The 18,226-nt window shown below is 52.7% G+C and carries 17 protein-coding genes; 2 read left to right on the top strand and 15 right to left on the bottom strand.

Translation table 11 applies throughout. The annotated features are described in order from the left end of the window. Positions 1-55: 55 nt before the first annotated feature. The 5 genes from JNE38_RS09760 to JNE38_RS09740 all read right to left on the bottom strand — a co-directional run bounded on the left by JNE38_RS09760 (position 56) and on the right by JNE38_RS09740 (position 4,642). Complete coding sequence (locus JNE38_RS09760) at positions 56-904, bottom strand: DUF4097 family beta strand repeat-containing protein (RefSeq protein WP_203356376.1); 849 nt, start codon at positions 902-904, stop codon at positions 56-58. A 1-nt stretch (position 905) separates the two neighbouring features. After that, on the bottom strand, positions 906-1,457 hold the full coding sequence (locus JNE38_RS09755) for an HAAS signaling domain-containing protein (RefSeq protein WP_203356375.1): 552 nt from the start codon (positions 1,455-1,457) through the stop codon (positions 906-908). After that, entirely contained in the window at positions 1,444-1,773 is a 330-nt protein-coding gene (locus tag JNE38_RS09750) for a PadR family transcriptional regulator (protein WP_203356374.1), read from the bottom strand. Before JNE38_RS09750 ends, JNE38_RS09755 begins: the two co-directional genes overlap by 14 nt. Before the next feature lie 110 nt (positions 1,774-1,883). Next, positions 1,884-3,758, bottom strand: a complete 1,875-nt coding sequence (locus JNE38_RS09745) for a bifunctional metallophosphatase/5'-nucleotidase (RefSeq protein ID WP_203356373.1) — start codon at positions 3,756-3,758, stop codon at positions 1,884-1,886. Between the two features lie 86 nt (positions 3,759-3,844). Next, on the bottom strand, positions 3,845-4,642 hold the full coding sequence (locus JNE38_RS09740; protein ID WP_203356372.1) for an alpha/beta fold hydrolase: 798 nt from the start codon (positions 4,640-4,642) through the stop codon (positions 3,845-3,847). A gap of 142 nt (positions 4,643-4,784) precedes the next feature. On the opposite strand from JNE38_RS09740, the gene JNE38_RS09735 reads away from it, so the two are divergent. After that, a complete protein-coding gene (locus tag JNE38_RS09735; protein WP_203356371.1) occupies positions 4,785-5,483 on the top strand; it encodes an alpha/beta family hydrolase in 699 nt (232 codons plus the stop codon). Here the strand turns inward: JNE38_RS09735 and JNE38_RS09730 are convergent. The 7 genes from JNE38_RS09730 to hemA all read right to left on the bottom strand — a co-directional run bounded on the left by JNE38_RS09730 (position 5,467) and on the right by hemA (position 12,308). After that, positions 5,467-5,943, bottom strand: coding sequence for a GyrI-like domain-containing protein (locus JNE38_RS09730; protein ID WP_203356370.1), 477 nt, complete (start codon positions 5,941-5,943; stop codon positions 5,467-5,469). The two genes, JNE38_RS09735 and JNE38_RS09730, sit on opposite strands and share 17 nt — an antisense overlap. Before the next feature lie 113 nt (positions 5,944-6,056). Next, positions 6,057-7,340: a glutamate-1-semialdehyde 2,1-aminomutase gene (gene hemL / locus JNE38_RS09725; RefSeq protein ID WP_203356369.1), complete on the bottom strand. Its 1,284-nt coding sequence runs from the start codon at positions 7,338-7,340 to the stop codon at positions 6,057-6,059. A gap of 7 nt (positions 7,341-7,347) precedes the next feature. Continuing rightward, entirely contained in the window at positions 7,348-8,322 is a 975-nt protein-coding gene (hemB, locus tag JNE38_RS09720) for a porphobilinogen synthase (RefSeq protein ID WP_203356368.1), read from the bottom strand. A gap of 1 nt (position 8,323) precedes the next feature. Continuing rightward, positions 8,324-9,130, bottom strand: a complete 807-nt coding sequence (locus tag JNE38_RS09715) for a uroporphyrinogen-III synthase (protein ID WP_203356367.1) — start codon at positions 9,128-9,130, stop codon at positions 8,324-8,326. Next, positions 9,127-10,056 carry a hydroxymethylbilane synthase gene (gene hemC, locus JNE38_RS09710; protein WP_203356366.1) on the bottom strand — a complete coding sequence of 310 codons (930 nt, stop codon included), beginning with the start codon at positions 10,054-10,056 and terminating at the stop codon, positions 9,127-9,129. Before hemC ends, JNE38_RS09715 begins: the two co-directional genes overlap by 4 nt. A gap of 20 nt (positions 10,057-10,076) precedes the next feature. Continuing rightward, positions 10,077-10,895, bottom strand: a complete 819-nt coding sequence (locus JNE38_RS09705; protein ID WP_203356365.1) for a cytochrome C assembly family protein — start codon at positions 10,893-10,895, stop codon at positions 10,077-10,079. A 51-nt stretch (positions 10,896-10,946) separates the two neighbouring features. Next, positions 10,947-12,308 (bottom strand): glutamyl-tRNA reductase, encoded by a 1,362-nt coding sequence (gene hemA / locus JNE38_RS09700; protein ID WP_203356364.1) that lies wholly within the window; start codon positions 12,306-12,308, stop codon positions 10,947-10,949. Positions 12,309-12,555: 247 nt separating this feature from the next. Here hemA and JNE38_RS09695 point away from each other — a divergent pair, with 247 nt between their 5' ends. After that, positions 12,556-13,497, top strand: a complete 942-nt coding sequence (locus JNE38_RS09695; protein WP_343071693.1) for a DMT family transporter — start codon at positions 12,556-12,558, stop codon at positions 13,495-13,497. A 70-nt stretch (positions 13,498-13,567) separates the two neighbouring features. On the opposite strand, the gene JNE38_RS09690 is transcribed toward JNE38_RS09695, so the two are convergent. The 3 genes from JNE38_RS09690 to lon are packed head-to-tail and all read right to left on the bottom strand — an operon-like array spanning position 13,568 to position 17,984. After that, positions 13,568-14,920 carry a protein O-GlcNAcase gene (locus JNE38_RS09690; RefSeq protein WP_203356363.1) on the bottom strand — a complete coding sequence of 451 codons (1,353 nt, stop codon included), beginning with the start codon at positions 14,918-14,920 and terminating at the stop codon, positions 13,568-13,570. 53 nt (positions 14,921-14,973) lie between these two features. Next, entirely contained in the window at positions 14,974-15,648 is a 675-nt protein-coding gene (gene yihA, locus JNE38_RS09685) for a ribosome biogenesis GTP-binding protein YihA/YsxC (protein ID WP_203356362.1), read from the bottom strand. Continuing rightward, positions 15,645-17,984 carry an endopeptidase La gene (gene lon, locus JNE38_RS09680; protein ID WP_203356361.1) on the bottom strand — a complete coding sequence of 780 codons (2,340 nt, stop codon included), beginning with the start codon at positions 17,982-17,984 and terminating at the stop codon, positions 15,645-15,647. Before lon ends, yihA begins: the two co-directional genes overlap by 4 nt. Positions 17,985-18,226 lie beyond the last annotated feature (242 nt).

Below are 18,226 nucleotides of genomic sequence, written 5' to 3'. Positions count from 1 at the left end.
ATCTTTTCGTTTCTTTCTTTTCCCAAGCTCTTCCATCAGTGTTTCCAAACTTCCCCTATTGAATGCGGATATCTCCCGTCGCTGTTTTTACGGATAATAGCGAACTTCCTGAACCGACAGTCGCTTCGACCAGGTTTTCTTGCTTTTGGTCATATTTCAGCTCTGGCCAATCGACATGGATGTCACCCGTATCGGATTCCAGCTCCAACCTGGCGTCCGTGGGCTTTTTGTCGGCTGAGATGTGCACATCTCCCGTATCCGTGCGAATGTCTACCGGATAGGTAACCTCTGAAAGAACCAGCTTGTTTACATCTCCAGTGCTGCTATCCACCTTCAAAGCGGAATGAATCCGGAGAAGCCTCATGTCCCCTGTGTCGGTATCGATCTGCAGCTCATCGCCCTGGAAGCCAGCCAGTTCAATATCTCCCGTGCTGGTCGATATGGTTGCTTGTTTCGATTGAAGCGCACTGCTTCTGATATCGCCTGTCTCGCTCTTCAGCGCAATGCTCTCATACATGGCCTCAGGCAGCAGGACTTCTACCTGCAGATGCCCATTTCCCATGAAAAACAGATTGAGATGGCTTTGCTCACGCACCATGACCCGGAGGATGCCGTCTGAGCCCACATCGCTCGAAAACTGGAGCCGGTCCATTTGCTGTTCCGCTGCATTGCCTGCCAAACGGACGATGGCAGACGAATTTGTGCTCGGACTCACGATCACATCCGTCGTATCCGTCGACAGATTCAGACCCTTGATCGGCTTCTCTACCACCCGTTCATCGTTCACTTCTTTTAATGAAAATGTGAAGTATTCCTGTTTGGAAAATAACCATACGAGTCCGCCCGCTCCGATGATAAAGAGAAGCAAGCATAGTCCAAAGAGTTTTTTGCCCAGGTTTCTCATTTTATTTCCCCCTGATCATTTGCACGTTGAACTGGAGATACCGCAAAAATTGACGGTACAGCCATTTGGTCAAACGCACTAAGCCGATCACAAGCATTCCCCCCAATCCGACAGAAGCCAGACTGCCAAACAACAGGAAAAGCCGCTCGTGAGACAGATTGGGGACGCCGTACTGGGCGAGCATCCCCAGCGGTGCAACCAGCAAGGATACGGATACCCCGTAAAAGGCTATCAAGACACCGATCAGCGCCATAAAAGGTCCCAACACAAAAATGAGATTGAAAAATCCGAGGCTGACAGTTGCTACGATCGCACGTGTCATGTTCCCGACGGATGCATTGGATTGCGCTTGCGTGATGCGATACCCTGCGAGAAGCTCTCTGGCCACTACCTTTGGACTTCCCAATGCGTCCGCAATTTCATGCTCGCTCTTTCCTTCCTGGATCCCCATTAAAAAGTGCTCCGTATAGTCAGCTAAAATATCCAGCCTTTCCTTGTCGGGCAATTCACCGAGAAGCGTGCCCAATTCATCCATGAACTCACGCCTTGTCATAACCGAGTCCCTCCCCTATGATCTGGTTGACACCGCGGTCGAAAATGCGCCATTCCAAAACAAGATCGTTCATGTACTGACGTCCTTGTTCCGTCAACTGATAATACTTGCGCGGCGGACCTTCTTGAGATTCCTTTAAATACGTGGTAAAAAAACCTTCCTGGGTCAACCGACGCAGCAAAGGGTACACCGTTCCTTCAGCGATGTGAAACTTTTCCGAGATGCTGGCAACGAGCTCATAGCCATATCGGTCGCGCTTGGCCGTCAAAACCAGCACGCATAGCTCTAGTACGCCCTTTTTAAACTGAACATTCAATGCACATCACCCATGTAAAAGCTTACCAAATAGGTATTATATATTGCAAGGTACTTTAGGAAATCAAAGAGACAGGGAGCCTCGATGCTCCCTGTCGCACAAATAATCGTTTATTTTACTTCGACAATGCGGCCTTCCACTTTTGGATTGACCACTTGGCGCTTGATCAGCGCTTCTTCTACGACGCTGTACATCGACAGGCCGGTGTTGAAGAAAGGCTTTTTGAACGACTCGTAGCCATCGCCGCCTGCTGCCAGGAAGTCGATTGTCGCTACTTTGTACGTTTTGGTCAGGTCAAGCGGCTTGTCGCCTACTTTCACTTCGATGACACGGTCGCCGGCTGGCTTGGTAGGGTTGTACGTGAAGCTCATGCCGCTGATTTGCGGGAAGCGACCTGCACCCGTTTCTACCTGGCTCACGCCGTTCTCCAGAGCTTTTAAGAGCTCTTCGCCAGTGACTTCCACGATCGCCAACGTGTTGTTCTCGAAAGGCAGCAGTGTGTAAAGGTTTTTCTTCGTGATGTCACCTGCATCCAGCTGGGTGCGAATTCCGCCGCCGTTTGCCAGCGCTACGTCTGCTTCATGACCTTTGATGGATTGGGTACGCTCCAGCATGATATCCGCAATCAGGTTTCCGACGTTGGTCTCACGGGTGCGCACGAGCGTGCGGTCGCCATCCAATGGAACCTCGGACTTCGCAATGACCACGTTCATCACGCTGTCGATTTGATTCACGATGTCTTTCACCATTTTGTCCACTTCTGGGTCAGCCTGCACGTTTTCGTCGTACTCTTTCAATCCGCCAGAGAATGCTACCAGTTCTTCGCCCAGGTAGTACAGGTCAGCGCGTCCCAGGGATTTGCCGTACTCCCAGTCTTGAACGATGTATGTGCCGTTCACTACTTCAGGTGTTTTCAGCGGGGTGTGGGAGTGTCCGCCTACGATCAGATCGATTCCAGGAACGTTTTTCGCGATTTCACGGTCTACGTCCACACCGATATGGGAAACTACCACCACGTGGTCCGCTTCTTTCTTCAGTTCAGGAACGATTGTTTTTGCCACTTCCACTGGGCTTTTGAAGGTCAAGCCCTTTACGTTGTCAGGGTGAGTCAAAACAGGAGTGTCTTCCGCAACGAAGCCTACGAATGCGAACTTCTTGCCACCGATCTCAGCCTTGTAAGTCGGAACCAGCAGGTTTTTACCATCCGCGGTGAATACGTTGGCATTGATTACCGGATGATCCAGGGAATCGCGGAGCTTCAGCAGCTGCTCATAGCCGAAGTCAAATTCGTGGTTACCCGCCGTCATCAGCGTGTAATCCAGGCTGTTGAGGATCGGCACGATGGATTCGCCCTTGAATTGGTTTACGAAAACCGTACCTTGGAAGGTGTCACCTGCATCAAGCAGCAGGAAGTTCGGGTTTTCTGCGCGCCAATCTTTCAGGAGAGTCGCGATTTTCGCGTAGCCGAATTCCTTTTGCCCTTTATCTTCTTGGATATGTCCATGTGTGTCGTTGGTATGAGCGAGGGTGATGTGTGTCGTAGCCGCTTCACCCAATGCATTGAAGAACTCGCCGCGAGTCACGGTCGCCTTGTTTTCCAGTGCGAGTGTGTAGCCCAGCTTTTTCGCGATATCAGCCAGCTTCGCGGAAGTCAGCACTTGCGCAGGTTTTTTGAAATCGTCCTGCGTTACAGCACCCTGTGTTTTCGCCCAAGCCAGATAAGGAGTCGCCCAGGTTTCGCCTTTTACCGGCGCAGCGATCTTAACGCCCTTCAGCTTGGCAAATACAACAGCCGCCTCGGCCAAAGTCACGCTGCGGTCTAGAGCCAGATCCCCGTTTTGACCAGCAGAGATGATCGATTTTTTTACCATCCAATCCGCGTGCTGGACTGGGTGGAGCGGAGCGGCAAATGCGGAGGTTGCCATCATGGAAGCGAAGACAACGGACGCAAAAGCCGTCATGGTGATGCGACGTGCTTTTTTCATTTGTAATTCCCCTCTCATATGTATCTATATTGATAGGATTCCCTGTCCATTATAGCAAAATTTGCTAGGCCATTGGTGGGGTTTCTCTAATTTTTCGACACAAATCGGACGATGGCATCTGCCATTGCCTCTGGTTCTTCCAGCATGCCCATGTGCCCGGAATTGCTGAGCAGCACTTGCTCCACGTTCGGTCCGTTCACGATGAAAGTTTTTTCACTCGGAATGATCTGATCCTCGCGACCCGCGACTAAAAGAACAGGAAGTTTCGTGTTTTGGAGCACCTCGTTGCGATCGTCTCGATCCCGCATGCCTTTCAGTGTTTGGATGGCACCTGTCGGCTTGGTGGCAAAACCAATTTCTTTAGCCACCTGCACGTCCTCTGGCATCGTCGATACGTGCCCAGGGGCAAACAGCTTGGGGACAAGCGCTTTGATAAATGGCTCCATCCCGTTCTCCCGGATGTTCTCGGCACCCTTATCCCGGTTCGCCTTGGCGGCTTCATCGTCAGGATAGCCCGTTGAGTGAATCAGTCCAAAGCTTTTGAGCTTGTCTGCGTACTTCTGCGCAAATGCGAGAGTCACATATCCACCGAGGGAATGGCCAAAAAGATGGATCGGTCCCAATTCGAGCTTGTCCACCAGCAATGACAGGTCCTCTGCAAAACGCTCCATTGTATACGGTTCATCCGGAGCAGCACTCCCTCCATGTCCTCGCAAGTCTACCGCGAGCACACGATACGATTGCGATAGCGCAGGGAGAATTTTGCTCCAATAGCCAGAGCTTCCGCAAAAGCCGTGCAGCAGCACGACCGTCTCCTTTTTGTCGCTTCCTTCTTCCCGATATGCGATCTCTAGTCCATTTCCCAGCTGTACTTGCTTGACCATCTGCCATCTTCCTTTCCAGTCTTTGTTCAAAATACTTCCCTGTCCAAGGCGAAAGAATGCTTGTCAGGTAGGGTTTCCCCCCTTATGATATGTAACACAATCCCTTCCATTTCAACCTTTCGAGGAGAGGAGACTATCTTTTATGGTACGGACAGCTACTTTCCATGCAGTCGGCCGAAACAACCAGGAAGTCAGCTACACCTACATCCAGCCCGGACAGACTCGCTCGCGTGCGATCTGCTTTTTCTGTCCAGGATCGAGCTATCTGTTCGACAAGCCTTACCTGCACTACTCGACGATGCTGATGCTCAGCCATCAGGCAGACATCGTACATATCCACTATGCCTATGGAAAGGACAATATCGCCTTTGGGGATCTCTCCATGGAAGAGCGAAGTCAGTGGATGCAGCCGGATGTCCACGCGGTCGTCACCAAGGTACTCGCGGAGCAGCCGTATGAGCAGATCTTCTTTTTGGGAAAATCCATCGGGACCATGCCCATCATCGACGGATTGCTGCAAAATCCCGAATTCTCAGCAGCCACAGCCATCCTGCTGACTCCGATCCTGACGAGCGAGCAGGTAGCCGCAAACTTGCTGAAATCGAACCATCCTGTTTACCTCGTGATCGGCTCTACTGACCACTTCTATCAGGAGCCTTTGCTCGAGAAGCTGAGGGAGACAAAGCCAAATGTGCATCTCCATATCGTCCCAGGCGCCAATCACTCGCTGGAAGTCGGATGGGACCTAAAAGCTTCGCTGACTGTCTTTGAGGAGGTCATGACGGCTCTAGACGATTTCGTCACCAAACAGCTGCGCATGGGGATCACAAGATCGGGATGAAGATGTCATAAGCATTCTCAGCACGCTCAGGCGGATGCACAGAAGGGACAAAGCGCTGGTCGTATTGTTCCATCCGCATGACAGTCTCATCTACCTGAAGCCCCTGTTGGCTTAGCCATTCAAACGCGCTCCGATAAGTAGCCTGCACTCGCTCCATCGGTCCTGTATGGGTAAAGCGAGCGTATCTCCTCTCAGGGATCGTAAAGCCGACCATCCCCACGGGAATGCGCTCGAACCGCTCTACCTCCACAGCGATGTACTCCGTATGCATTTGGTAGGAGCGATTCTCGCTGCTGATGTCATAGCGAATGTCAGGCTGGATCACGAGTGGAATTTCGGACTGCCGCTGCAGAAAAGTCGCCCACAGCTTGGGCATCTCCGCTACTAGTGCCGGAAAGTTACCGGAAAAGCTAAGTCCAATCAGATGTTTTTCGGGTACCACTACAGGGCTACCGCTCATGGGGTCCACTCCCTTTCGACCAGTTTTTCCCACTCATTTTATCACACTCGTCAGACAAAGCATGTAAAAATTAGAAACCCACCTGATCTTGCTCAGGTGGGTTTGCTTATACGTTACAGCTTTTTCATTGCTTGATAGCTGGCTTCAATCGTTCTTTCGATGTCCGCCTCGGAGTGAGCCAGGGATACGAACATCCCTTCAAACTGGGAAGGCGGAATCATGATGCCTTCCTCCAGCAGGTGGCTGAAGTACGCGGAGAAGCGCTCCAGATCGGAGGTTTTCGCTGTCTCGTAGTTGACGACAGGCGTGTCTGTAAAGAACAGGCACACCATGGAGCCGACACGGTTGAGTGTGTGCGGAATGCCGAGCTTGCTCGCGTTGCCCGCGAGGCCTTCTGCCAGACGCGCCGACAGTTTTTCCAGCTGCTCATAGGCACCTGGCTTGCTCAGCTCTTGCAGCGTAGTCAATCCGGCAGCCATCGCCAGCGGATTCCCAGAAAGGGTACCTGCCTGATAGATCGGACCCGCCGGAGCGATCTGCTGCATGATCTCCCGTTTTCCGCCGTACGCCCCGACCGGCAGACCGCCACCGATGACTTTCCCCATGGTAGTCAAATCCGGCGTGATTCCAAACAGCTCTTGTGCACCGCCGCGAGCCACGCGGAAGCCTGTCATCACTTCATCAAAAATGAGCAGGGCGCCGTGTTGCTGGGTGATTTCACGCAATCCTTCCAGGAAGCCTGGCAGTGGAGGAACGACACCCATGTTGCCGCCGACTGGCTCGACGATGACCGCAGCGATATCGTCTCCGTACGAGGAGAAAGCGAGCTTGACGCTTTCCAGATCGTTGTAGGGAACCGTGATGGTATTGACCGCCGTTCCTTCAGGTACACCCGGGCTGTCCGGGAGACCCAGCGTAGCCACGCCGGAACCCGCTTTGATCAGCAGGCTGTCCGCATGGCCGTGGTAGCAGCCTTCGAACTTCATGATTTTATTGCGCTTGGTATAGCCGCGCGCCAGACGCAGTGCGCTCATGGTAGCTTCCGTACCGGAGTTCACCATCCGTACCACTTCCACGGATGGCACGAGCTCGCATACCAGCTTCGCCATATCTGTCTCGCGCTCAGTCGGTGCACCAAAGCTCGTGCCCAGCGCAGCTACTTCCGTAATCGCTGACAGTACACGCGGATGCGCATGACCGAGAATCAGCGGTCCCCAAGAGCCGATGTAATCGATATAGCTGTTTCCGTCCACATCGAAGATTCGGGAGCCTTCTCCTTTTTCGATGTAGATCGGATTTCCGCCGACGCTTTTAAAAGCACGAACCGGGCTGTTTACGCCGCCTGGTATGTAGTGCTGCGCTTCTGCAAAGAGCTCCGTTGATTTTTCACGCTTCATCCTCTGCTCACCCTTTCAGCCATTTGGAAACGTCTTTCGCGTGATACGTAATGATCAAATCGGCACCCGCACGCTTGAAGCCGACCAGTGTCTCCATCACGATCTTCTCTTCGTCGATCCAGCCATTCGCGGCCGCTGCCTTCACCATGGAATACTCGCCGCTCACGTTGTATGCCACGATCGGCTGGTTGAAGTTTTCACGCAGGCGCACCACCATGTCCATGAATGCGAGACCAGGCTTGACGATCAGGAAGTCTGCTCCTTCCTTCACATCGGAAGCCGCTTCACGCAAACCTTCACGCGAATTGGAAGGGTCCATTTGATAGCTTTTGCGGTCGCCAAACTGCGGCGTGGAATTCGCTGCTTCGCGGAAAGGACCGTAGAACGCAGACGCGTATTTGACGGCATAGGACATGATCGGAATATGGGTAAACCCTGCTTCGTCGAGAGCTTCCCGGATCGCAATCACGAATCCGTCCATCATATTGGAAGGTGCAATGATGTCAGCCCCTGCCTTCGCTTGGGAAACGGCTGTTTGAGCCAAGAGCTTGAGAGATTCGTCATTATCTACATCACCGTCTTGCAGCACGCCGCAATGACCGTGATCGGTATATTCACACAGACAGGTATCTGCGATGACGACCATTTCCGGATAAGCTTCCTTGATCTGACGAATCGCTTCCTGCGTAATGGCATTGTCGTCATACGCTCCAGAGCCGCATGCATCTTTTTCTTCCGGCACGCCAAACATGATGACGGACTGGATCCCTGCCTCTACGATTTCTTTCATCTCGATAGCCAATTGATCCAAGGAAAGGTGATACACACCTGGCATGGACGGGATTTCGTTTTTTACGTTGCTGCCTTCTACGACAAACAGTGGATAGATCAAATCCTCCATCCGAACGTGATTTTCCCGAACCAGATTGCGCATGGCCGCGCTTCTACGCAGGCGGCGATGGCGGTCAAATGTTTGTGTCATGTCATTTCCCTCCCAATTTTTCTATCAAAGCTGCAAGCAAGCCTTCCACTGTAAATTCTGTCGCTACCACGTGAACCGTCAGCCCGTTTTTCCGCGCCGTTTCGGCAGTGATCGGTCCGATGCAGGCGATTTTCACCTGGTCGAGCCAACCCTTTTCGGCAAAAGGAGCCATCGCTTGTATGAAATGGGTCACGGTGGAAGAGCTCGTAAACAGGATGCTGTCTATTTCTTTGTTTCTCAGGCGCCTAGCTGCCTCAGGCGCTTGCTCGCCGTCAATGACGGTATGGTAAACATCTACCTCAGTCACGGCCATGCCTAGCGCAGCAAGCTCCTTCGGCAAAGTCTTGCGGGCGATGTCAGCACGAGGCAGGAGGACACGCTGCCCCGGCTTCAACTGATCGTGCAGGCTGGTCAAAAGCCCTTCCGCCACATAATCGGATGGGATGACCGCTACATTCAGCCCTTGCTCTGTCAGTGCCGCTGCCGTCTTGGGTCCGACCGCCGCTACCTGGCCCTTGATTGCCTCGATCCCTACACCAATCTCTCGCATCCGCTCCACAAAGAACCGAACGCCGTTGACACTGGTAAAGATCACCCAGTCAAAAGTGCCTAGCTTTGCGATGGCCTCGTCCAGATTACGCTTATCGTCCGGCTCCACCATTTTCAGAATAGGAAAGGCATACGCCTCTCCTCCCAATCCTTCTATCGTATCCACCAGCTCCCGCACCTGGCTGCGAGCCCGCGTCACCATGATGCGCTTGCCGGTGAGCGCTCCAGCAGATCCAGCCTGCGCATCCGGCTTGGTCATTGCTGATTCTCCCGCAAGACCTCAGCCAGAACGTCTCCTGCGCCTTGTGCAAGCAACGCCTCCGCTACTTGTATGCCCAGTGCGAGGGGATCATGACCGCTCGCTGTATTTTTAAACATTTGCTTGCCGTCAGGGGAACCCACCATGCCTGTCATGGTAATCAAATTCCCTTCACCGATGGTCGCATACGCCCCGATCGGCACCTGGCAGCCACCCTGAAGCTTGTGCAGGAAGCTGCGCTCCGCCGTTACAGCCAATCTCGTCGGCTGATCGTCGAGACGTCGCAGCAGTTCGAGTGTCTCTTCATCGTCTGAGCGGCACTCGATCGCAAGTGCACCCTGACCGACTGCAGGCAGACTGATTTCTACCGGCAAATACTGTGAAATGGTCCCCTCGAAGCTGGCGCGCTCCAGACCTGCAGCGGCCAAAATAATTCCGTCAAAATTCCCTTCCTCCAGCTTGCGCATGCGCGTGTCGATATTGCCACGCAAGGATTCAATCTGAATGTCAGGGCGATACGCCATCAGCTGGGCGGCACGCCGCAGGCTGCTTGTACCCACCACCGCTCCTTCAGGCAGCTCATCCAGCGTTTTTCCATCCTTGGAAAGCAGCACATCCCGAGGATCGACCCGCTTCGGGATCGCTCCGATTACCAGTCCTTCCGGTAATTCAGCAGGCATGTCCTTCAAGCTGTGAACGGCGAAGTCCGTTTCTTTATCGTACAGAGATTGTTCGATCTCTTTGACAAACAAGCCTTTTCCGCCGACTTTGGACAGCGTCACGTCCAGGATTCGGTCGCCTTTGGTCACGATCTCGTGCAAGGTGAACTCCGATTCGGGAGAGACCTTTTTCAGTTGATCGACCACCCAATTCGTTTGAATCAAAGCCAATCGGCTGCGACGCGTACCCACGTTCCAATTTTTCATGATAGCCTCCTAGAACAGCCTTACCACCAGCTGTGAAATGTAGATGTGTTCGCTCCAAAGAAGTTGATGAGCAGCAAGGCAAACGCCGAGACGTTCCACTGCTGCATCCTGCGCATCGGCATGGTGTCCCGGTACCGCTTGTAAAGCCAAATCGAATAGCTGACAAGCACCATGATGGAAAGGAACACTTTTGCATCGAACATAAACTTCTCCGGCAATACCATTTTTCCCCAAATAATCCCCAGTACAATAGACAATAGCAGCATCGGCACACCCAGCATGTTCATCCGGTAGGCGTAGCCTTCCAGCTGGTCCAAGCTCGGCAGGCGCCTCAGCAGCTGTGTCCATCGCCGTTCCTTGAGCATCTTGTGCTGCAGCAGATACATTCCTGAGAAAATCATCGAAAGCGAAAACGCCCCGTAGCTAAACATCGCGAGTGTCACATGCGTCAGAAGCAGCTCCGATGTCAGGATGCTGGAGACAGCCACGATCGGAGTCTCCGGCAAGAACATCGACATGACCAGAACGACAAACCCGATGATGTTGGTAAAAAACACCAGTAAATCTATTCGAAAAAAATAGTGAATGGCGAGTGACAGACTCACCAACACCCACGAATAAAAAAAGAGCGTTTCAAACAAGGTGATGACAGGAAAATACGTTTTCATAATGGTCTGTGAAACAAAAAAAGCGGTTTGCAAGGCCCAAACGACAACAAGCAACCCGAAAGCCAGGCGATTGACTTTCCGGTTGCTTTGCAAGAAGTCGTTAAAATAGAAGAGAACACTTGCAGCGTAGAGAAAGATCGTCAGGTCGTAGATCCATCTCACCTCGGCCATGCACTCTCTCCCCTCTTTCCCATCGGTTTCTATCAGTAGTTGTCCGCTCTACTAGTCACGGACGCGGGATGCCAGAACCTGCTCACGAGGGGATACCTGTTTGGTTTTCTCGTCTGCCCACTTCGCTTCCTGTTCCGTGCGCTCCAGAATTTCCTCCAAGGCAAACATCTTGGTGAACATCTCCAATACCTCTTCACCATTTCTCGAAGCCGCCATTTCTTTCAGTCGCACGACCGGATCATGCATGAGCTGATTGACGATTCCTTTCGTGGTCTTACGGATGATATGTAGCTCTCGTTCTGTCAGGTTAGGCAGCTTGTTTTCGATCTTCCGTATCGCTTCTGCTTGGACACCCAACGTTTTTTCACGCAGAGCTGCAATCAGAGGAGCCACACCCAGCGTTTGGTACCAGTTGGTGAAAGCGACGATCTCGTCTTGGATCATGGCGTCGATGCGATCGGCTTCCCGGGAACGCTCCGCCACGTTGCTCGCCACGATTCCTTCCAGGTCATCAATATCGTACAGGAACACATTGTCCAGATCGTGCAGGTCTGGGTTCAGATCACGCGGCACCGCAATGTCCACCAGGAACAACGGACGATGCTTGCGCTTTTTCATGATGGGCGCCAGTTCATTTTTACCCAGGACATAACCGTTTGCCCCGGTCGAACTGATGACGATGTCTGCGGTGAGCAGCGCTTCTGGCAGCTGCTCCATCGTACAGGAATCCCCTTTGAATTTTTCTGCCAGCAGCTGCGCTCTTTCCAGCGTCCGGTTGGCAACGACGACTTTTTCCGATCCGTTCGCATGCAAATGCTTGGCGGTCAGCTCACTCATTTTTCCTGCCCCGACGATCAGTACGGATTTGCCGGCAAAGGAGCCGAAGATCTTTTTCCCGAGCTCGACTGCAGCATAGCTGACCGATACGGCATTTTGTCCGATCGCCGTCTCTGTATGCGCACGCTTCGCAAATGTAATCGCCTGCTTGAACAGCGTGTTGAACACCGTCCCTGTCGTCGCATGCTCTTGCGCCAGCAGAAAGGCATCCCGCACCTGACCCAAGATTTGCGTCTCGCCCACAACCATGGAATCGAGACCGGAGGAGACGCGGAACAGGTGATCGATCGCCTGCTCGTTTTCCTTTATATACAAATGATCCTTGAATTGCTCTTTCTCCACACCAAACCATTCCGCCAAAAAGCGGCGAGTATAATCACGGCCGATGTTGGCCTGATCACATACAACATAAATCTCCGTGCGATTGCACGTTCCGAGAATGATGCATTCGGCGATACTCTTCGTCTGGGAGAGTAGATGAAGAGCACGTGCGGTCCCGTCATCGCTGAATGTAAACTTTTCGCGAATTTCGACAGGCGCCGTTTTATAATTGAGGCCCAGCAAAAGAATATCCATAATGTCCTCCCAGAATGACGTGCTTCCTTACACCATGTGTAAAATGCACTATTATTATAACATTATGTCCAGAATCGACCACCAGTAATTGTGAAAAATTTATTAACGGACTGCACTTGCCAAATTTCGACTGTCGAAAGTCTTTGGCAGATCACCTTGCGTTCATGTGTAGAATGGCTTATGATGCAGGCTAGATATGAAACATCAGAAAGATTTTGAATTGTTCTGGAGGGAGAGAAAAGAGTCATTGAAAAAACCATGGATGGCAGACACCACGCTTTTTCTCATTGCATTTATTTGGGGGAGTACATTCCTAATCGTCCAGCAGGCGATCTCATCCCTGCCTCCCAATACGTTCAACGCAGTCCGCTTCACAGTAGCCGCTCTTTTTCTAGTCATCATCCAAGCTGTTCTTTACCGTCATCAATGGAAGGAGTGGCGCGGCCCGCTGTTTAAAGCCGGCATCATCCTCGGCTTCTGGCTCTGTCTCGGATACGCCCTGCAAACCGTCGGGCTCTTGTATACGACGCCTTCCAAAGCAGGCTTTATCACCGGATTGTCCGTCGTCCTGGTGCCGCTGTTTTCCCTTCTATTGATGAAGGAACGGGTCAAGCCCGCTGCTGTGGTCGGTGTTGTTCTTGCCGCTGTCGGGCTCTACTTGCTGACGCAAAGCCAGGAGTTCTCCTTTAATCTCGGAGATATCCTCGTCTTCGGATGCGCAATCTGCTTCGCCATGCAGATCGTCTTTACGGGAAAGTACGCGCCGCATTTCCCAGCCCTGCCGCTCGCGATCACACAGCTGGGAACCGTCGCCGTCATGAGCTGGATCTATGCCTTCTTCTTTGAAGACTATGGCCGTGCGTTTGATCCACAGATTTTGTTCAGCCCTGAAGTCGCGTTTGGCCTCGTCATCACTTCCATTTTTGCGACGGCCTTGGCTTTTCTTGCTCAAACTGCCCTGCAAAAGCAGACCAGTTCGACCAGAGTCGCACTCATTTTTGCTCTGGAGCCCGTATTTGCCGCATTGACCTCCTATGTTTTCATCAATGAGATCTTGAGCGGACGCCAGCTCACCGGATGTCTCATGATTTTTGTGGGGATGATCCTCGCCGAGCTCCCGATTCAGCAATGGATGCAGAGCAGCCGCACACGAAAGGGAAAGGCAAATGACGGCAGTGAGTCTGCCTGATCCCTTGCAGCATGAAAAAAAGGTTCCTTCTCCTCCATGGAAAAGGAACCTTTTCTTTATTTGCGACCGATTACGTCGGCTTGCGCACTTCCTGCAGGACAGCCTCTACGAACAGCTTCATGACTTGACCGCACACCTTGTGGGGAAGCCTCTCCGTCCGTTTTAGCCATTGCTTGAGCTTCAGCAAGTGGTATGCGGCTTGCGTCAGCCGCCCACTCGTCCCTGCTTCTACCAGGCCAACCGCGGATTGCCCGACTTTTGCCCAATGCCGATACTTCTCCAGCCACGGCCTGCATTCAATCGCCAGCTTCTGGTTTGTCATCCCCTTCAGCAGCTGCTCGGCGGACTCCTCCATCTCGACGAACAACGCTTGCAGCTGCATCACCGCTTCACGCCGATCTCCCTGAAGGAACTGGAAACGAAACTTCAGCAAGGCTTCCATCATCGCTGGTGACTCGATTTCGTTGAGAAAGGAGCTCTGCACGTTATCGGCAAACCGCATAAATGCCGCTGCATCCACGGGTCCCGCCACTTCGATCACGGCTTGCTCCCAAGCTGTCTGCGGATCATAGCCATGCGGATCACGCAAATAGGCAGCTGTCGTAATCAAAGGAATCTTCGAGCATTCCGGCCTGGACATAGCATTGGCCACATAGCCAGCCGAGTGGCTCCACAGCTCTGGGTCACGGTGTCGCAATGGCCCAATGTGCAGCTCGTTCGCCATGGCTAGATCGTTTACCGGATAATTGTCCCAATACAGCGGCTTATGCTGTGTATACTTCTGAAAGCGCTGCGCATCGCCATCCGTCAAAAAGGGTGAACAGACAAAGCGCCCCGTCCAGAAAAGGTCAATCTCAACCGGCAGATGAAGCCCCAGATGCTGGATGTACGGTTCTTTACCGAGGCCATTGTACTGGGTCGGGCAAATCACGAGCTTGACCTCATCCGACCATTGACTTACTGCCTCCCACACCCTCATCGTCACATCGACATGCGCTTCGGCCAGGTGTGCATAACGCTCGACGTCTTCCGAATGCAAAAGGTGCATCGGGATATCATCAAAAAGGAGACCAAAATACCGAACGCCTCTGTCAAACATCGAACGATATTTGTGCAAAAGCCTGTCACTATGCCCGCGGTTGGAGTACTCCATGCTAAGGCCCGGACTTAGGCAGTATACGAATCGGATGCCCCCTTGCTGGGTAGCACGGATCAGCTCATCGATCTCTCGATAGGCAGCATCAGGGTGTATTTCCATCCATTTTTCCCGCAGGTACAAATCGTCCTTCGGGGAATAAAAGTACGTATTGTAATCATGCCGACTGAGGAAATCGATCATGTCCAGCCGCTCTGCGTGCGTCCAGGGCGTTCCGTAAAAACCTTCGATCACACCGCGTACGGCAAAGCGTGCAAGCTCGCTCACGAAAACTGCCTCCCCTTTCCCCCTCCGGATTGGGTCACGACCTGTTCCATTCTCTAGTCGTTTTTCTGCATCGCAGGTGCCGGTGTTTCTTGCGCAGGTGCATGTGAACCATGCGCCTTATCGGTTTCTGCTTCCGAGTCGCCTGCACGCAAGCGGCGAAGAATCTCGCCCCACAGCTCATCCTTGCCTTGTCCTGTCTCGGACGAAAAGATAATGATCGTATCATCGCCGCGCAGTCTCAAGCTTTGACGGATGACCTTCGTATGCTGCAGCCAGCGTCCGCGTGCAATCTTATCCCCTTTGGTAGCGACTACCACGGTCGGAATTCCGATTTGCTTGCACCAATCGTACATGGCAATATCGTCCTTGCTCGGAGCGTGGCGAATGTCCACCAATTGAATCACAAAACGGAGCTCTTTGCGATTCTTGAGGTAGCCTTCAATCATTTTGCCCCATTGCTCTTTAATGGTCTTGGCCACTTTTGCGTAGCCGTAGCCAGGGAAGTCAACGAAATAGAGCATGTTGTTGACGCGGAAGTAATTCAACGTCTGCGTTTTGCCAGGGCGGGAACTGATGCGCGCCAGCCCTTTGCGATTCATCATTTTGTTCAAAAGAGACGACTTACCTACGTTGGAACGGCCCACGAGGGCAATCTCGTGCAGGCCGTCCTCCGGGTACTGCTTGGGTCCTACAGCACTGATGACAAACTCGGATGAAGTTACTTTCATTTTTTGTCACCTACTGGCTGTTTCGTCAGGGCATGCCGCAGCACTTCGTCCAAATGCTCAACCGGATAGAACGTGAGGGCTTCCCGTACGCTTTCTGGAATATCTTCGATGTCTTTCTCATTGTCTTTTGGCAAAATGATGGTCGTGAGTCCTGCCCGATGAGCGGACATGCATTTTTCCTTCAGTCCGCCGATTGGAAGCACCCGGCCGCGCAGGGTGATTTCACCTGTCATTCCGACTTCCTTTTTCACAGGAATTCCGGTCAGCGCCGATACGAGCGCAGTCGCCATCGTAATGCCTGCAGATGGACCATCCTTTGGAATGGCGCCTTCCGGAACGTGGATATGGATGTCGTTCTTTTCGTGGAACTCCGGATCGATTCCCCATTCGCTCGCACGGGAACGAATATAGCTGAATGCCGCCTGAGCGGATTCCTTCATCACATCGCCCAGCTGTCCAGTCAAGGTCAGCTTGCCTTTCCCTGCAAGGATGCTGACTTCCACGTTCAGCGTATCCCCGCCAGCCTGTGTCCAGGCGAGACCCGTTACAGAGCCGACCTGGTCTTTTTTCTCAGCCAGACCGTAGCGGTAGCGAGGTTTTCCGAGGAGGGCTTCCAGCGTTTTGGCCGTCACCACTACACGCTTCTTCTCTCCGCCGACGATGATCTTGGCCGCTTTTCGACAGACATTGGCCGCTTCCCTGTTCAGGTTGCGCACACCGGCTTCGCGCGTGTACAGGCGGACCAGCTTAAGCATGGCATCCTCGTTCATTTGCAGCTTATCCTTGCCGAGACCATGATCTTCCATCTGCTTCGGCAGCAGGTAGCCGCGGAGGATATTCAGTTTTTCCAGCTCCGTGTAGCCCGAAATCGAAATGACTTCCATCCGGTCGAGCAATGGTCGCGGAATGGTGTCGAGGCTGTTTGCGGTCGTAATGAACATGACGTTCGTCAAGTCATACGTTTCTTCTATATAATGATCGCTGAACTTGTCATTTTGGTTCGGGTCGAGCACTTCCAGCAAAGCTGACGCTGGATCCCCGCGGAAATCAGACGCGAGCTTGTCGATCTCATCCAGCAGGAACACGGGATTGATCGTACCCGCCTGCTTCATCCCTTGAATAATGCGTCCCGGCAGAGCCCCTACGTACGTACGGCGATGTCCGCGAATCTCAGCTTCATCCCGTACACCCCCGAGGGATATCCGCACGAACTCACGACCCAGCGCTCGTGCAACAGAGCGGGCCAGAGAGGTTTTCCCCACCCCTGGAGGACCTACCAGGCAGAGAATCGGACCGCGCATGGAATTGACCAGCTTCTGTACAGCCAAGTACTCCAGTACGCGCTCTTTCGGTTTTTCCAGTCCGTAGTGATCTTCATCCAGCACTTCTTCCGCATGCTTGATGTCGAGATTGTCTTCTGTCGTCTTGGTCCACGGCAGCGCAAACAGCGTATCGATGTAGGTGCGGATGACAGAGCCCTCTGCAGAAGTAGACGGCATTTTCTCCAGGCGCTCCAGCTCTTTCTCGATCTTGGCTTTGATGCGCTCCGGTGCGTCGGACTTTTCCAGCTGAGCGCGCAGCTCATCGACTTCGCCCTGTCGCCCGTCCTTGTCCCCGAGCTCTTTCTGGATCGCCTTCATTTGCTCACGCAGGTAATATTCCTTTTGCGTGCGCTCCATCTGCTTCTTCACGCGATTGCCGATTTTTCGCTCCAGCTCCAGAACTTCGCGCTCGTTGTTCAAAATGGTCAAAAGGATTTCCAAACGCTCCTGGATATTGACTGTCTCCAGAATCTCCTGTTTATCCTTCATTTTGAGCGGCAGATGGGAGGCGATGACATCAGCCAGCCTTCCTGGTTCTTCGATGTCCTGCACGGATGTGAGCGTCTCGGGAGAAACCTTTTTCGACAGCTTGATATACTGCTCGAAATGGGTCAGCAAAGAGCGCATCAACGCTTCCACTTCGTTTTCTTCCGCTTTTTCTTCCTTCAAGTATGTAATGGACACGACGAAGTAATCTTCTTTTTGAAGATATTCCTCGATTTTGGCACGCTGCAAGCCTTCCACCAATACACGGATCGTACCGTTTGGCAGCTTCAGCATTTGTTTTACGCGCGCAACGGTTCCGATGCTGTAGATTTGTTCAGCATCAGGTTCTTCTATGTGTACTTCTTCCTGCGTCGCAAGCAAGATCTTGTTGTCGTCCACCATCGCTTGCTCCAATGCACGAATGGACTTTTCCCGTCCAACGTCCAAATGAAGAACCATAGTCGGATATACAAGCAAGCCTCGCAACGGGAGAAGCGGTAATTCTCTCTTACCGGAACGTTCGCCCAAGCGGATGCACCTCTCCTTGTTGAATCTATCCCTCTTACCAAGAGTCAGCTAATGAGAAAACTCGGCTACACCAGTGGGACGGCGTAGCCTCGTCGCGCTTTTACCATCGTCTGCGTACACGTCAATACCTTCGATAGTCGCACATGCAAAAACGGCCGAAACAGCCGTTTTCGCTCCTGCACGGCGCCCCCAAAAGCAAAGCGGGCATGGCCCAAACCTCTTTGCAAGCAGAAGCTTTTTTC

Origin of the sequence: Brevibacillus choshinensis, assembly GCF_016811915.1 — a bacterium.
GTDB lineage: Bacteria > Bacillota > Bacilli > Brevibacillales > Brevibacillaceae > Brevibacillus > Brevibacillus choshinensis_A.
Note: the sequence above shows the minus strand (reverse complement) of the source record. Positions and strands in the feature narration are given on the sequence as shown.

Bases quoted from the DNA above. Each gene is read 5' to 3' on its own strand.
- JNE38_RS09760 (WP_203356376.1), bottom strand. From the start codon at position 904: ATGAGAAACCTGGGCAAAAAACTCTTTGGACTATGCTTGCTTCTCTTT.
- JNE38_RS09755 (WP_203356375.1), bottom strand. From the start codon at position 1,457: ATGACAAGGCGTGAGTTCATGGATGAATTGGGCACGCTTCTCGGTGAA.
- JNE38_RS09745 (WP_203356373.1), bottom strand. From the start codon at position 3,758: ATGAAAAAAGCACGTCGCATCACCATGACGGCTTTTGCGTCCGTTGTC.
- JNE38_RS09740 (WP_203356372.1), bottom strand. From the start codon at position 4,642: ATGGTCAAGCAAGTACAGCTGGGAAATGGACTAGAGATCGCATATCGG.
- JNE38_RS09735 (WP_203356371.1), top strand. From the start codon at position 4,785: ATGGTACGGACAGCTACTTTCCATGCAGTCGGCCGAAACAACCAGGAA.
- JNE38_RS09730 (WP_203356370.1), bottom strand. From the start codon at position 5,943: ATGAGCGGTAGCCCTGTAGTGGTACCCGAAAAACATCTGATTGGACTT.
- hemL (WP_203356369.1), bottom strand. From the start codon at position 7,340: ATGAAGCGTGAAAAATCAACGGAGCTCTTTGCAGAAGCGCAGCACTAC.
- hemB (WP_203356368.1), bottom strand. From the start codon at position 8,322: ATGACACAAACATTTGACCGCCATCGCCGCCTGCGTAGAAGCGCGGCC.
- JNE38_RS09715 (WP_203356367.1), bottom strand. From the start codon at position 9,130: ATGACCAAGCCGGATGCGCAGGCTGGATCTGCTGGAGCGCTCACCGGC.
- hemC (WP_203356366.1), bottom strand. From the start codon at position 10,056: ATGAAAAATTGGAACGTGGGTACGCGTCGCAGCCGATTGGCTTTGATT.
- JNE38_RS09705 (WP_203356365.1), bottom strand. From the start codon at position 10,895: ATGGCCGAGGTGAGATGGATCTACGACCTGACGATCTTTCTCTACGCT.
- hemA (WP_203356364.1), bottom strand. From the start codon at position 12,308: ATGGATATTCTTTTGCTGGGCCTCAATTATAAAACGGCGCCTGTCGAA.
- yihA (WP_203356362.1), bottom strand. From the start codon at position 15,648: ATGAAAGTAACTTCATCCGAGTTTGTCATCAGTGCTGTAGGACCCAAG.